The sequence below is a fragment of the Rhodococcus sp. P4_F3_2 genome (assembly GCF_056401335.1).
On the sequence record NZ_JBFUJN010000051.1, the window covers coordinates 21,778 to 35,753 of the forward strand.

Genomic DNA, 13,976 nt, shown 5'->3' on the forward strand with positions numbered 1-13,976 from the left:
AAGGGTTCCTTCACTTGAAAATAGGTAGAAATTCGGGCGCCGCTATCAGTCTGCGTCGACCCAGTCGAGTGTCCGAGTGACGGCTTTCTGCCAGCCTGCGTACAGCCGCTCACGCTCGGCCGAATCCATCGACGGCGTCCAGCTCTTGTCCTTCGCCCAGTTGCTGCGAATGTCGTCCTCGCTCTCCCAGTACCCGACCGCGAGACCAGCGGCGTACGCAGCGCCCAATGCCGTGGTCTCCGCAACGACAGGGCGGATCACCTCGACGTCGAGCAGATCGGCCTGGAATTGCATGAGGAGTTCGTTCGCGACCATTCCGCCGTCGACCTTGAGTACCTTCAAGTCGACGCCCGAGTCGAGGTTCATCGCCTCGATCACCTCACGGCTCTGGTACGCAGTCGCTTCGAGTACCGCCCGGGCAAGGTGCCCCTTGTTCACGAACCGGGTCAGCCCGACGATGGCACCGCGGGCATCCGCGCGCCAGTGCGGTGCGAACAGACCCGAGAACGCAGGCACGAAGTACGCGCCACCGTTGTCGTCCACAGAGCGCGCATTGACCTCGATGTCGGCCGCGTTGTCGATCATGCCGAGGTTGTCCCGAAGCCACTGGACCAGCGAACCGGTCACGGCGATCGATCCTTCCAGCGCGTAAACCGTTGGCTGCTCACCGATCTTGTAGCAGACCGTAGTCAACAAACCGTTCTTGCTCATCACCTTTTCGGTGCCGGTGTTGAGGAGCACGAAGTTGCCGGTTCCGTAGGTGTTCTTCGCTTCTCCGGGTGAGAGGCAGGCCTGACCGAAAGTCGCTGCTTGCTGATCGCCGAGGATTCCGGCGATCGGCACACCGGACAACGTTCCGCGTTCGCGTACGAATCCGAAAGTTTCGGACGAGCTCCGAATCTCGGGGAGCATCGATTCGGGGATGCCCATGTCGGCGCAGATCGCCGAATCCCAAGCGAGAGTGTCGAGATCCATCAACAGGGTGCGCGACGCATTGGTGGGGTCGGTTGCGTGCACTCCGCCGTCGACGCCGCCGGTCATGTTCCACAGCACCCAGGTGTCCATCGTGCCGAAGCACAACTCTCCTGCGTCGGCCTTCTCACGCGCCCCCTCGACGTTGTCGAGAATCCACTTGACCTTGGGACCCGAGAAGTACGTGGCCAAAGGCAATCCGGTGACTTCGGTGTACTTCTTCGGCCCGTCCTCGCCGGCGAGTGCAGTACAGATTCGATCGGTGCGTGTGTCCTGCCAGACAATTGCGTTGTAGACGGGTTTTCCGGTGGCGCGTTCCCACACCACCGCTGTCTCACGCTGATTGGTGATGCCGACGGACGCGATATCGGCCGCGGTCAGGTCTGCGTTTGCCAAAGCGCCCGCGGTGACGTTGCGGACGTTGTCCCAAATTTCGATCGGATCGTGTTCGACCCAGCCTGCCTGCGGAAAGATCTGTGTGTGCTCGTGCTGTTCGACAGCGACTACGTGCCCACTGTGATCGAAGATCATGCAACGTGTGGAGGTGGTTCCCTGGTCTATCGCGGCTACGAACTGCGTCATCGTGCTACCCCTTTGGTATCGAAAGAAAGTACGAGAGATTGACTGTCAGAGATAATGTTTCGTGGTCACGCCGGTATCGACGCCGGCTCTTCGGTCGCTTCCTCCGCCGACTCCTCGTCAGGCAGGAATCTTCCAACCAGCTTGTCGTAGAGGAACACTCCGATCGGAGCGCCGATCAGGGGTCCCACGATGGGCACCCAGAAATACAAGCTCCCGTACTGATCTCGCCAGGCGCTGCCGTAGCCGGTGATGAAGGACGCCAGTCGTGGCCCGAAGTCGCGCGCCGGGTTGATGGCGTACCCCGCGTTGGTCGCCCAGGCGAATCCGATTCCCACCACGATCAATCCGACGACAAACGGCGCGAGATTCGCGAGCGGCGGAGTTCCACGAGAATCGGTGACTGCAACGATGAGGAACAACAGGATGGCGGTGCCGATGATCTGATCGATCAGAGCCGAGCCGAGACTGACCGGAAGCGTTCCGTTTCCGGGCATCGTCGAGAAGATCGTCTGGGTGGCGGTTGTGTGTCCGGGATCGATCGCATTGAGCATGTCGTTGTAATTCCACCGGACTATCAACGCGGCGACAAAGGCTCCAGCGGTCTGCGCCAGGGTGTACGGCAGCACCTTGCGCCAGGAGAATCCCCGGAAGATCGCGAAGGCGAAGGTCACTGCGGGGTTCAGATGAGCACCCGTCACCCGGCCTGCGACATAGATGCCGAACATGACGCCGAGTCCCCAGGCCCACGCAATACTGTCGTGTCCGCCGAGACCCCCACCGCTCCCGCCGGACACAACCTGCGCCACAACTCCGACGCCGAACAAGATCAAGATCATCGTTCCGGCGAACTCGGCTGCCAACTCGCCTGGAAGCCCCAATCGCTTGGCTTTCTCCATCCCCACCCTCACTTCGTTGTGATGCATGTCATAGTTTGGATTGCTGCACCCGTAGCGTAAAGCCCATTGCACATTCACGCATAGCTCGTGCACATATGTGCAAATGCGTCATTTGCGCACCGTAACGCGGGTAACAGACACACTTCTGGGACTTTGCGTGATCGAGCGGCTCAACCTGGTTCTACTCGGATAAGATTCGGTTCAGTGCTCTTGCACGTACGTGCAGACAGGACGAACCCATGGAAACTCCCACTTCCGACTCCGCTACCTCCGATCCGGCGGACCCTCGCATCGCCGACGCCGTTCAGGCCGCACGCCTCTATTACTTCCAGGACCAGACCATGGCTGCCATCGGCCGCGACATGGGGGTGTCCCGATCCACCGTCTCCCGATTGATCACCTACGCGCGCACCTCAGGCCTCGTCGAGATCAAGATCAGCACCCCGCACGGCCAGGCTCCTCGCATCGAACGCGAGTTCTCGGAACGGTACGGAGTGCGTGCCCACGTGGTGACGGTGCCGGAACTGGTGGGCGATCTCGAGCGACTCGAGAAGGTCGCAACCTTTGCCGGACGCCTGCTCGCGTCGTTCTTCGACAGCGACATGGTGATGGGGATCGCCTGGGGAACCACTCTCAGTGAAGTCAGCAAGCACCTTGCCCCCAAACGCACGTACAACTCGTACGTCGTGCAACTCAACGGCGCAGCGAACACTCGCACCACCGGAATCTCGTACGCCAGCGACATCATCAGAACCATCGCCGACGCCTACGGCGCTCTCCCCCAAGGATTTCCGGTCCCCGCATTCTTCGACTACCCGGAGACCCGGGAGCAGTTGTGGCGCGAACGAAGTATCAAACGCGTACTGGACATGCAAAAGCGAATGGACCTGGCAGTCTTCAGCATCGGCGTACCGGGCGGCAACGTCCCGAGTCACGTCTACACCGCCGGATACCTCGAACCCGATGAAGCAGAAGCACTTCGACGCGACGGAGTAGTCGGCGACATCGCAACCGTGTTCTTCCGGTCAGACGGAAGCTACCGCGGAATCGAACTCAACGAGCGCGCGAGCGGCCCACGACTGGACCTTTTCGAGAAGGTCGCCAGGCGCGTGTGCATCGTCGCCGGAACAGCAAAACTGCCCGCGCTGGAGGGCGCACTACGGGGCGGGCTGATCACCGACCTGATCATCGACGACGTCAGTGCCACCGCGCTGGTGTCCTGACCGCTGCACCAGCTTCTCGATTCCGTCGAGCAGTAAGCCAAGCGAGAAACTGAAATCGAAGGCATCGTCGCCGGCGGCCTCACCCTCCGGACTGCCGTCCTCGAAGCCGCCCTCCTCGATTGCGGCACTCAGGTGGGGGAATTCCTCCCGATTGATGACACGAGCAATGAGAGCACCGTATGCGACGTCGTCATCTTCCGACTGCGCTGAACGAGTAGCCAGGTCAGCCGAGAATCGGGCGCGGCCGATGACGAACAACGACACGTTGGTCACCACCTGGAACTTCGACGCGGCACTCAGCGCGACACCGTCGAGGGCGCTCAGACCCGCGTCGAGCCACGCCATGTTGTTGGGCCCGGTCGGTGGAGCCGTGATGGGCAGCTTGAGCCACCACGGTCGACTCAGCATCGTGGCATACTCCTGATTCGCCCACGCCTCGAGCTTGACGCGCCAGGTCACGCCGTCGGGAATCACCGGCGGTGGCCCGATCACCCGATCCGAAATCAGTTCGATCAGTTCGTCTTTGCTTGCCACGTAGCGGTAGAGCGACATGGTCGTAAACCCGAGCGCTTTGGCCACGCGGCCCATCGACAGAGCCGTGACACCTTCCGCGTCGGCCAACTCGATCGCGGTGTCGAGAATTTGCTCGAGACTGAGCCCCTTCTTGGGACCCCTCGTTCCCGGCTGGTCCAATCCCCAGGCCAGTTCAACTGCTCTCGGTAGCGCTCCGCGATCCATAAGCTCCCACTCTTCACTCTTGCCATCATCCTAGAACTGTGTACGCTATAAACACGTGTTTATGACATACACAGTTCTTACTTGGAGGTCTCGATGTCAGGAACGATCCCCGCAATCTCGGTCCGCGGACTCCGTAAGCGCTACGGCGATCAACAGGTACTGGGTGGACTCGACCTGTCGGTCCCGGCAGGATCGGTGTACGCCCTCCTCGGCGCGAACGGCGCCGGAAAGACCACGGCCGTAAGAATTCTCACCACCCTCATCCCCTTCGACGGAGGCGAGGTCACGGTCGCGGGGCATTCACTGCCCGGAGATCCACAGAACGTTCGGCGGCGCATCAGCGTGACCGGGCAGTACGCAGCCGTCGACACCTTGCTGACCGGATTCGAGAACCTGACCCTACTGGGCGAACTGAATCACCTGGGCCGGAAGAACTCCCGTCGCCGTGCCGAGGAATTGCTCGACCAGTTCGATTTGACGGACTTCGGCGACAAACGCGCCGGCGACTACTCGGGCGGCATGCTCAGACGACTCGACATCGCAATGAGCCTCGTCGCCCGACCGGACGTCGTCTTTCTCGACGAACCCACCACCGGCCTGGACCCGCGAAGCCGCCACGAAATGTGGTCGATCGTTCGAGGACTCACAGCGTCAGGCGTCACCATCTTCCTCACCACCCAATACCTCGACGAGGCAGACGAATTGGCCGATACAGTCGGCGTGCTGAGCGGCGGTCGCCTCGTCGCCGAGGGAACACCGGACGAACTCAAACGCCTTGTTCCCGGCGGCCACGTCGCTCTGCAATTCGAGAACCTGGCCCAACTCGAACTCGCCGCGGCATCACTGCCGCAGGCGCATTCGAATGCCGAGACCTTGACCCTGCACATCCCTTCCGACGGAGCGGTTCCTTCGATCAAAGCCATCCTCGACTCGATCGACGATCCGTCGATCACCGTCGAGAAGTTCTCCGTTCACACCCCTGATCTGGACGACGTGTTCTTTGCGCTCACCGGATCAGGCCAACCCGAGATTGCGAGCGTTCGATGACCTCCACCATTGCAATCGATTCCGCGGTGATGCTCCGCCGGAATCTCAAACACGTTCTGCGCAGTCCGGATTCGATGATCACCGCGATAGCCCTTCCGGTCATGCTCATGCTGCTGTTCGTCTACGTCTTCGGCGGCGCCATCAACACCGGTAGCGAGTACATCGACTACGTCGTGCCAGGAATCATCCTTCTGTGCGCCGGATTCGGCGCCTCGACCACCGCGGTCAGCGTCTCGAGCGACATGAAGGACGGGATCATCGACCGTTTCCGGACCTTGGCGATCTCTCCGTCGTCGGTCCTGACCGGTCATGTACTGGCCAGCGTCGTCCGCAACGTCCTGACTACGGCGATCGTGGTCGTCGTTGCGCTGATCATGGGATTTCGCCCGACCAGCGATCCGTTGCGCTGGCTCGGCGTCGCCGCTGTGATCGTCGCCTTCGTCTTTGCCATGTCGTACCTCTCGACAGCTTTGGGGCTCTTGGCCAAGAACCCGGAGGCTGCAAGCGGATTCACCTTCGCCATCATGTTCCTGCCCTACGTCAGCACTGCTTTCGTACCGGCTGAGACAATGCCGTCATGGCTGCAGGGATTTGCCCGGCACCAACCGGTAACCCCGATCATCGAGACGGTGCGCGGACTCCTGATGGGCACGCCGATCGGGAACAGCGCGGCCATCGCCCTCGCGTGGTGCCTGGGCATCGCCGCCGCGGGATTCGTGTGGTCGAACTGGCTCTACCGACGAAAGACCGCGAGCTGACCACACAAGAAAGCCCCACACCTGACGGTGCGGGGCTGCTTGTGCTGTGCGCCTTTATTAACCGCGGGGGGTTAATAAAGGCGCACAGTGAATTACTTGGCTTCCAGCAGGTCGATCACGAAGACCAAGGTCTTGCCGGAAAGCTGGTGCCCTGCACCGGCGGGGCCGTATGCCAGCTCCGGCGGAATGGTGAGCTGGCGACGTCCGCCGACCTTCATGCCCGGGATGCCGTCCTGCCAACCCTTGATCAGGCCACGAAGCGGGAACTGAATGGACTCGCCACGGCTCCAGGAAGAGTCGAACTCTTCACCGGACTCGAACTCGACACCGACGTAGTGAACGTCGACGGTGCCACCGGGAACGGCTTCGGCGCCTTCTCCGACAACCAGATCCTTGATGACCAGATCGGTCGGCGCGGGGCCTTCCTGGAACTCGATTACGGGCTTGCTACTCATGGGTCCTCCTCGTTGAGGCGAAATGTTGGGTACAGAAGACTAGCGGGTGGTGATATCGCTAGGTCACGCGTCAGCGGGACGTGATGTCGCTAGGTCACGCGTCAGCGGGACGTGATGTCTCTGTAGTCACGCTCGGTGTAGCCGGTGTAGATCTGGCGCGGGCGGCCGATCTTCGTAGCCGGATCCTCGTGCATTTCACGCCAGTGCGCAATCCAGCCGGGCAGACGGCCCATGGCGAACAGCACCGTGAACATGCGCGGCGGGAAGCCCATCGCGCGGTAGATGAGGCCGGTGTAGAAGTCGACGTTCGGGTAGAGCTTGCGCTCGATGAAGTAGTCGTCCGTGAGGGCGGCCTCTTCGAGTTGCATTGCGATGTTGAGCAGTTCGTCGTCGCCGCCGAGCTTGGCGAGGATGGTGTGCGCGGTTTCGCGGACCAGCGCAGCGCGCGGATCGTAGTTGCGGTAGACGCGGTGCCCGAAGCCCATGAGCTTCACGCCGTCTTCCTTGTTCTTGACCTTGCGGACGAACTCGGCTGCGGTGCTGCCGCTGGCCTTGATCTCGTCGAGCATCTCGAGCACTGCCTGGTTCGCGCCGCCGTGCAGCGGGCCCCACAGTGCGTTGATGCCGGCAGAGACGGAGGTGAACAGGTTGGCGTCCGACGAGCCGACCATGCGCACGGTCGACGTGGAGCAGTTCTGCTCGTGGTCCGCGTGCAGGATCAGCAGCATGTCGAGTGCCTTGGCGACCTCGGGATCACCCTGGTACGGCTCGGCCGGGAAGCCGAACGTCATACGCATGAAGTTCTCGACCAGGTTCAACGAGTTGTCCGGGTACAGGAACGGCTGTCCGACGGACTTCTTGTACGCGTACGCAGCGATGGTCGGCAGCTTCGCAAGAAGACGGATGGTGGACAGTTCCACCTGCTCCGGATCCTCGGGATCGAGCGAATCCTGGTAATACGCCGACAGTGCGTTCACTGCGGAAGAGAGAACCGGCATCGGGTGAGCGTTGCGCGGGAATCCGTCGAAGAACCGCTTGAGGTCCTCGTGGAGCAGGGTGTGTCGACGAATGCGGTCCGTGAAGGACTCGAGCTGGGCGTCGGTCGGCAGTTCGCCGTAGATCAGCAGGTAGCTGACCTCGATGAACGTCGACTTGCCTGCCAACTGCTCGATGGGATATCCGCGGTAACGCAGGATTCCCTTCTCACCGTCGATGTAGGTGATTGCAGAACTGGTGGATGCAGTGTTCACAAAACCGGGGTCAAGGGTGGTGTACCCCGTTGTGGCCAGCAGCTTTCCCAGCTCGATGCCGTCATTGCCCTCTGTTGCCCTGGCAATGGACATCGTGTACTCACCACCGGGGTAAGTAAGCGTGGGCTTTGTGTCATTGTCAGCGGGCACGAAGGATCCCTCTCAAGCTCGAACCAACGAGTAACTACATGCGATCAACTAGAAACTAGTCGCACGGGAGAGATCGTGCCGAAGGAGGGTCGCTCCACGGCTATTTTTCGGGTACTCACGAACCCGACATACCCACCGAAACTGAAACACGTTCCAGGCTGGGTTTTCCCACTCGCATGACCGGTACTCCAGTCTACGGAATCGCGCATTTACCCACATTGATCTGCAAATCTCGGCAGCAATCCGAGAATGGGACCGATGTCGGACCGTCCGGAGCACTGACACGAGGTACCGAAAACCGATCGTTATCGGCTGATGCTTACTCGGCGTTACACGATCCCACGGTATGAGAGCCGGATCACAGAGCCTTGATGCCCCAGCTACCCATCCACGTCTGACCCGGGTGAAGCACCAGGAGGTCGATGCCCGAATTGAAGGCGTCAGGCGGGCAGGTCATCGGTTCCAAAGCCAATGCGCGGCCGCGATCGGGATACCCCTTGTCGTTGGCGGGATCTGCGATGAAGGCCTGAATCCACGGGCACTCGCGGTTGGTCCACAGGGCAGTGCCCGTTCCATCCGGAGCCAGCAGCTCATGTTGCGTCCGACCACTGCCGTCGACGACGTCCAATGCGCTGTACGGCGTGTCCAACTGAACCCCGTCGAGCAGTCTCGGTGTCCGGAAGTCGTAATCCGTACCGGCGACTGCCTGCGAATACGCGTTCGGCAGCATCCTCGCCGGATCGATCGGCAACCGCGTGCCCGCAGCCAGATGCAGCGCACATTCGTCGAGCGGAAAGTCGCCGGCGCGAATGAAGGTGTGCATTCCGAGCCCGAACGGCGACGAGGTCGCACCCTTGTTCGTGGCCGTATGCGTGACGGTCAACCCGTCGGCACCGACCTCATAGGCGATCGTCAGCTGCAACGGATACGGCCAACCCTTGTGCAGTCCGACGTCCACCGACAGTTCGACGCGCTCGTAGGTGTGGTCCACGAGGCTCCAATTGCGACGACGGACGAACCCGTGGCTCGCGTTCCCCAGCGCAGGTTCGGTGATCTCGAGTTGATGCTCGATGCCGTCGAACATGAAGTGCCCGTCGCGAATTCGGTTGGGCCACGGCGCGAGAACCAATCCGGCCGACAGCGGTGGCTTCGATCCGAGTGCCCAGGTCTCGGTCAGCGCGCGCTGACCGTTCGGTCCTTCGTGATCGAGAAGCCGCAACCCGGCACCGGCCGCGGCGATCTCGGCTCGATAGCCGCCACCACGGATCTCGAACCCTCCCCTACCCGTGCTGTGCGGCGCAGTCATACGTACCAGTTTCCACCACGAGCGACCGGTTAACCAGGACGTCAGACGGCGCGTCCCACCTTGTAGCGAACGAACGCCGGAAATGCGAGGGCAGAAAGGACAACACCGACAATCACCAGGAAGCCGCCGCCCGCTGCCGCGACACCGGTCCCGAACAGGAAGGCCGCACCGCCGTGCAGGACGTCACCGATACGCGGACCACCTGCCACGACCACGATGAACACGCCCTGCAGTCGTCCGCGCATGTCGTCGGTTGCCACTTGCTGAAGCATCGTGCTGCGGAATGCGGCCGAGACCATGTCGACGGCGCCGCCGAATGCCAGGAACGCAACCGCCACCCAGAGCAGAATCACACTGGAACCGGGACTCGCGAAGTACACCGCTACGCCGAAGCCGACCATGGACAGCCCCCACAGCGCGATGCAGACCAGCACRGCCCGCCCCTGGTACTGAACCCGTGGCAACCAACCCGAGAACACTCCGCCCAGAACGGCTCCCACCGACATCGCCGCGAACAGCAGTCCGAGCGCAAAACCGCCGCTGGCGGGGTCACCGAAGGATTCGTGTGCGATTTCCGGGAACAGCGCTCGCGACATCCCGAACACCATCGCGATGATGTCCACCACGAACGACGCGAGCAGAACCTTCTGCGTCGCGAGATACGTGAAACCGCCGAGGACTTCGCTCAATCCTGCGCGTCGAGACGTGCCGGTCGGCGGAATCGCCGGGAGCTTCCATACTGCCCACAACGTGGCGATCAGAAAGATCGAGTCGAGCAGGTACAGCAGTTGCAGACCGGCCGACGGTATGAGGACACCCGCCAGTAGCGGGCCGGCTATTGCACCGAACTGCACGACAGTCATGTTCAGCGAGTTCGCGGCAGGTAACTGCCTGCCCGGAATCAACCGAGGGATGATCGCCGCTCGCGTCGGTTGGTTCACCGCGAAGAACGCCTGTTGAACCGAGAACAATCCGAGCACCAACCACACGTTGTTCACGTTCAGAGCAGCCTGGATCCAGAACAGCACCGACGTGACACCGAGTCCGATCGAGGTGATCATCAACAGCCGTCGTCGATCCATGACGTCGGCCAGTGCGCCGCCCCACAGACCGAAAACGACCAGCGGGACCAGACCGAAGATTCCCGTCAGACCGACGTAGGCCGAGCTTCGGGTGATCTCGTACACCTGTTGCGGTACGGCGACCACACTGAGCTGAGCGCCGATGACGGTGACGATGCCGGCCGTCCACAGCCGTCGATAGTCGCGATTCTCGAGCGGAGTCGTGTCCGCGAGTAACCGGCTCACGGCTGGAGACGGACGGCGGACCACTGTCCGTCGACCAGGCTCGTGCGAACTCGATTGTGCATGCGGTTCGCGCGTCCTTGCCAGAACTCGACGGACTCGGGCCGAATCAGAATCCCGCCCCAGTTCGGTGGCACCGGAATCTCACCGTCCACGCCGAATCGGGCGGCGACCTCACGCAGTTGCTCGTCGAGATCGGCACGCGAGTCGATCGGACGAGACTGCGACGACGCCCACGCGCCGAGCTGCGATCCACGAGGCCTGGTTCGCCAATACTCCTGCGTCAGTTGAGCACTCACGCGGTCGGTGGTGCCGCGGACGATCACCTGCCTGGCAAGGGTCAGCCACGTGAAGTTGGCCGACGCGTACGGGTGGGCGTCGAGGTGACGAGCCTTGTCGGATCCGTAGTTGGTGAAGAAGAGGACACCGTCTTCGCTGAGCCCTTTGCAGAGCACGGTGCGCGACGCCGGATGCCCACCGTCGTCCACCGTCGACAGAGTCATGGCGTTGGGCTCCGGCGCGTCAGCTTCGACGGCGTCCACGAGCCATTGACGCATGAGGGGCAGCCAACCGGTCTCGACGACCGAGGTATCCAATTCCGCACTCATGCGGTCCTCGACGGACTCCGATTCGCTGCCTGCTTGCGGATAGCCCACACGCATGGACGCGAGTTCGTTGTCCACCGCCTGCGGGTCCTGACGTTCATTCGACACAGCCGAGAACGCTACTCCCGGGTACTCACTGGCCAACGGCTACGCGGCACGCGCTAAAGTTTGCCGTGGCTAGACCCGACCCGGACCGCGAGCCGCACCAGCGACAGCAACCGAATCGGGACGAGACGATTGCGCAGTACAAAACACGGTGCGTGCTCATCCCTGCGAGCACCGAGGCGCAGTCACTGAAGCTGAGGCAGTGCGACTGTAGACCTGGCGCACTCGAACGAGGAGAGTCCACGAGAATGGCAGCGAGCGCAGCAATACCGGACGATTTTGTGAGCGGACTCGAAGGCGTCGTCGCCTTCACCAGCGATATCGCAGAACCCGACAAGGACGGCGGCGCACTGCGCTACCGCGGTGTCGACATCGAAGACCTGGTCGGCCAGAGGGTCACCTTCGGCAACGTATGGGCCCTTCTCGTCGACGGCCGCTTCGGCCCCGGCCTCCCGCCGGCCGAGCCGTTCCCCCTCCCCATTCACACCGGCGACGTCCGTGTCGACGTCCAGGCCGGACTGGCGATGCTGGCTCCAATCTGGGGATACCAGCCGCTCCTCGACATCGATGACGAGACCGCCCGCGACCAGCTCGCCCGCGCATCCGTCATGGCACTGTCGTACGTCGCGCAGTCCGCTCGCGGCATCTACCAGCCTGCAGTCCCACAGAGCCGCATCGACGAGGCCAAGACGGTCACCGAGCGCTTCATGGTTCGCTGGAAGGGTGAGCCCGATCCGGCACACGTCGAGGCAATCGACGCGTACTGGGTCTCGGCAGCCGAGCACGGCATGAACGCCTCCACCTTCACGGCCCGCGTCATCGCCTCCACCGGCGCCGACGTCGCTGCCTCGCTTTCCGGCGCCATCGGCGCGATGTCCGGCCCGCTGCACGGCGGCGCACCGGCCCGCGTTCTTCCGATGATCGAAGAGACCGAGAAGACCGGCGACGCCCGCGCACTGGTCAAGGGAATCCTCGACCGCAAGGAAAAGCTCATGGGCTTCGGACACCGCGTCTACCGCGCCGAAGATCCCCGTGCACGCGTGCTCCGCGCTACCGCGAAGCGCCTCAACGCTCCCCGCTACGAAGCTGCCGCAGCTCTCGAGCAGGCTGCACTGGCAGAACTGCGTGAGCGTCGTCCCGATCGCGCGATCGAGACCAACGTCGAGTTCTGGGCCGCCGTCATCCTCGACTTCGCCGAGGTTCCCGCGCACATGATGCCTGCCATGTTCACCTGTGGCCGAACAGCCGGCTGGTGTGCACACATCCTCGAGCAGAAGCGTCTCGGTAAACTGGTACGCCCGGCCGCCATCTACACCGGCCCGGCGCCCCGTACTCCGGAGTCGGTCGAGGGCTGGGACCAGATCAGCCACGCGTAGTACCCCGCTCGAATTCGCCAATCACGGTAGTACAGAACACAAGTGAAGGAACAGAAAGAAGCGATGACCTCCACACCGATCATCCCCGCCGACCTCAAGCCCGCCGACGGACGCTTCGGCTGCGGTCCTTCCAAGGTTCGCCCCGAGCAGCTGCAGTCCCTGGTCGAGGTGGGCGCTTCGGTGTTCGGCACCAGCCATCGCCAGAAGCCGGTCAAGAACGTTGTGGCCAGCATTCGTTCCGGCCTCGCCGATCTGTTCTCACTGCCCGAGGGCTACGAGGTCGTCCTCGGCAACGGCGGAACCACTGCGTTCTGGGATGCGGCCGCATTCGGCCTCATCCGCGAGAAGTCGCTGCACCTGACCAACGGCGAATTCAGCTCCAAGTTCGCTTCGGTCGCCAAGGCCAACCCGTTCATCGGTGACCCGATCGTCGTTTCCGCCGATCCGGGCAGCGCACCGGTGCCGGTCTCCGACCCGTCCGTCGATCTCATCGGCTGGGCGCACAACGAGACCTCCACCGGTGTGTCGATCCCCGTCTCGCGCCCCGCGGGTTCGGAGAACGCACTGATCGCCATCGACGCCACCTCGGGCGCCGGTGGACTTCCGGTCAACGTCGCCGATTCCGACGTCTACTACTTCGCTCCGCAGAAGTGCTTCGCCGCAGACGGTGGACTGTGGATCGCGCTGATGAGCCCGGCCGCCCTCGAGCGCGTCGCGGAGATCAAGGATTCGGGACGCTGGACTCCTGACTTCCTCTCACTGCCCATCGCCGTGGACAACAGCTCCAAGGATCAGACGTACAACACCCCGGCCCTGGCCACCCTCCTGCTCTTCGCCAACCAGATCGAGTGGATGAACAGCAACGGCGGCCTCGACTGGACCACCGCACGCACCGCGGATTCGTCCTCGCGCCTGTACAACTGGGCCGAGGCCAGCGAGTTCGCAACGCCGTTCGTCGCTGATCCGGCACACCGCTCGCAGGTTGTCGGCACCATCGACTTCAAGGACGACGTCGACGCTGCCGAGGTGGCAAAGATCCTGCGCGCCAACGGAATCGTCGATACCGAGCCGTACCGCAAGCTCGGCCGCAACCAGCTGCGCGTCGGCATGTTCCCGGCCATCGACCCCGATGACGTCACCGCTCTCACCAAGAGCATCGACTGGGTCGTTTCTCAGCTCGGCTGATTTTCATACTGCTTCACCGCTCGG

Annotated in this window: 13 protein-coding genes; 5 read left to right on the forward strand and 8 right to left on the reverse strand. The window is 62.6% G+C overall.

Annotation, left to right across the window (positions count from 1 at the left end):
* Positions 1 to 45 precede the first annotated feature (45 nt).
* Positions 46 to 1,554: a glycerol kinase GlpK gene (gene glpK, locus AC1DWA_RS30525; protein ID WP_020970480.1), complete on the reverse strand. Its 1,509-nt coding sequence runs from the start codon at positions 1,552 to 1,554 to the stop codon at positions 46 to 48.
* 65 nt (positions 1,555 to 1,619) lie between these two features.
* On the reverse strand, positions 1,620 to 2,450 hold the full coding sequence (locus AC1DWA_RS30530) for an MIP/aquaporin family protein (RefSeq protein ID WP_019744909.1): 831 nt from the start codon (positions 2,448 to 2,450) through the stop codon (positions 1,620 to 1,622).
* Between the two features lie 239 nt (positions 2,451 to 2,689).
* Between AC1DWA_RS30530 and AC1DWA_RS30535 the strand changes: the two genes are divergently transcribed.
* The gene (locus AC1DWA_RS30535; RefSeq protein WP_007733475.1) at positions 2,690 to 3,673 is read left to right on the forward strand and encodes a sugar-binding transcriptional regulator; all 984 of its coding nucleotides are present in this window, start codon (positions 2,690 to 2,692) and stop codon (positions 3,671 to 3,673) included.
* Here the strand turns inward: AC1DWA_RS30535 and AC1DWA_RS30540 are convergent.
* Positions 3,608 to 4,411, reverse strand: coding sequence for a TetR/AcrR family transcriptional regulator (locus AC1DWA_RS30540; RefSeq protein WP_019744910.1), 804 nt, complete (start codon positions 4,409 to 4,411; stop codon positions 3,608 to 3,610). The genes AC1DWA_RS30535 and AC1DWA_RS30540 overlap by 66 nt on opposite strands.
* A gap of 93 nt (positions 4,412 to 4,504) precedes the next feature.
* On the opposite strand from AC1DWA_RS30540, the gene AC1DWA_RS30545 reads away from it, so the two are divergent.
* Positions 4,505 to 5,458 carry an ATP-binding cassette domain-containing protein gene (locus tag AC1DWA_RS30545; protein ID WP_019744911.1) on the forward strand — a complete coding sequence of 318 codons (954 nt, stop codon included), beginning with the start codon at positions 4,505 to 4,507 and terminating at the stop codon, positions 5,456 to 5,458.
* The gene (locus AC1DWA_RS30550) at positions 5,455 to 6,216 is read left to right on the forward strand and encodes an ABC transporter permease (protein WP_019744912.1); all 762 of its coding nucleotides are present in this window, start codon (positions 5,455 to 5,457) and stop codon (positions 6,214 to 6,216) included. Before AC1DWA_RS30545 ends, AC1DWA_RS30550 begins: the two co-directional genes overlap by 4 nt.
* A gap of 92 nt (positions 6,217 to 6,308) precedes the next feature.
* On the opposite strand, the gene AC1DWA_RS30555 is transcribed toward AC1DWA_RS30550, so the two are convergent.
* From AC1DWA_RS30555 to pdxH, 5 genes are all read right to left on the reverse strand, one after another.
* Positions 6,309 to 6,671, reverse strand: coding sequence for an FKBP-type peptidyl-prolyl cis-trans isomerase (locus AC1DWA_RS30555; RefSeq protein WP_019744913.1), 363 nt, complete (start codon positions 6,669 to 6,671; stop codon positions 6,309 to 6,311).
* Between the two features lie 101 nt (positions 6,672 to 6,772).
* A complete protein-coding gene (locus tag AC1DWA_RS30560; RefSeq protein ID WP_003940509.1) occupies positions 6,773 to 8,071 on the reverse strand; it encodes a citrate synthase in 1,299 nt (432 codons plus the stop codon).
* Positions 8,072 to 8,429: 358 nt separating this feature from the next.
* Positions 8,430 to 9,377 (reverse strand): aldose 1-epimerase family protein, encoded by a 948-nt coding sequence (locus AC1DWA_RS30565; protein WP_477846848.1) that lies wholly within the window; start codon positions 9,375 to 9,377, stop codon positions 8,430 to 8,432.
* 41 nt (positions 9,378 to 9,418) lie between these two features.
* Positions 9,419 to 10,684 (reverse strand): MFS transporter, encoded by a 1,266-nt coding sequence (locus tag AC1DWA_RS30570; protein WP_019744915.1) that lies wholly within the window; start codon positions 10,682 to 10,684, stop codon positions 9,419 to 9,421.
* Entirely contained in the window at positions 10,681 to 11,394 is a 714-nt protein-coding gene (pdxH, locus tag AC1DWA_RS30575; RefSeq protein WP_019744916.1) for a pyridoxamine 5'-phosphate oxidase, read from the reverse strand. Before pdxH ends, AC1DWA_RS30570 begins: the two co-directional genes overlap by 4 nt.
* Before the next feature lie 245 nt (positions 11,395 to 11,639).
* On the opposite strand from pdxH, the gene AC1DWA_RS30580 reads away from it, so the two are divergent.
* A complete protein-coding gene (locus tag AC1DWA_RS30580) occupies positions 11,640 to 12,767 on the forward strand; it encodes a citrate synthase 2 (protein ID WP_003940025.1) in 1,128 nt (375 codons plus the stop codon).
* A 63-nt stretch (positions 12,768 to 12,830) separates the two neighbouring features.
* The gene (serC, locus tag AC1DWA_RS30585) at positions 12,831 to 13,952 is read left to right on the forward strand and encodes a phosphoserine transaminase (protein WP_029536908.1); all 1,122 of its coding nucleotides are present in this window, start codon (positions 12,831 to 12,833) and stop codon (positions 13,950 to 13,952) included.
* The last annotated feature ends 24 nt before the right edge of the window (positions 13,953 to 13,976 follow it).

What these genes read in the sequence shown, in the direction of transcription:
- glpK (WP_020970480.1), bottom strand. Translation starts at nt 1,554, where the DNA reads ATGACGCAGTTCGTAGCCGCGATAGACCAGGGAACCACCTCCACACGT.
- AC1DWA_RS30555 (WP_019744913.1), bottom strand. Translation starts at nt 6,671, where the DNA reads ATGAGTAGCAAGCCCGTAATCGAGTTCCAGGAAGGCCCCGCGCCGACC.
- AC1DWA_RS30550 (WP_019744912.1), top strand. Translation starts at nt 5,455, where the DNA reads ATGACCTCCACCATTGCAATCGATTCCGCGGTGATGCTCCGCCGGAAT.
- serC (WP_029536908.1), top strand. Translation starts at nt 12,831, where the DNA reads ATGACCTCCACACCGATCATCCCCGCCGACCTCAAGCCCGCCGACGGA.
- AC1DWA_RS30530 (WP_019744909.1), bottom strand. Translation starts at nt 2,450, where the DNA reads ATGGAGAAAGCCAAGCGATTGGGGCTTCCAGGCGAGTTGGCAGCCGAG.
- AC1DWA_RS30540 (WP_019744910.1), bottom strand. Translation starts at nt 4,411, where the DNA reads ATGGATCGCGGAGCGCTACCGAGAGCAGTTGAACTGGCCTGGGGATTG.
- AC1DWA_RS30565 (WP_477846848.1), bottom strand. Translation starts at nt 9,377, where the DNA reads ATGACTGCGCCGCACAGCACGGGTAGGGGAGGGTTCGAGATCCGTGGT.
- AC1DWA_RS30580 (WP_003940025.1), top strand. Translation starts at nt 11,640, where the DNA reads ATGGCAGCGAGCGCAGCAATACCGGACGATTTTGTGAGCGGACTCGAA.
- AC1DWA_RS30545 (WP_019744911.1), top strand. Translation starts at nt 4,505, where the DNA reads ATGTCAGGAACGATCCCCGCAATCTCGGTCCGCGGACTCCGTAAGCGC.
- AC1DWA_RS30535 (WP_007733475.1), top strand. Translation starts at nt 2,690, where the DNA reads ATGGAAACTCCCACTTCCGACTCCGCTACCTCCGATCCGGCGGACCCT.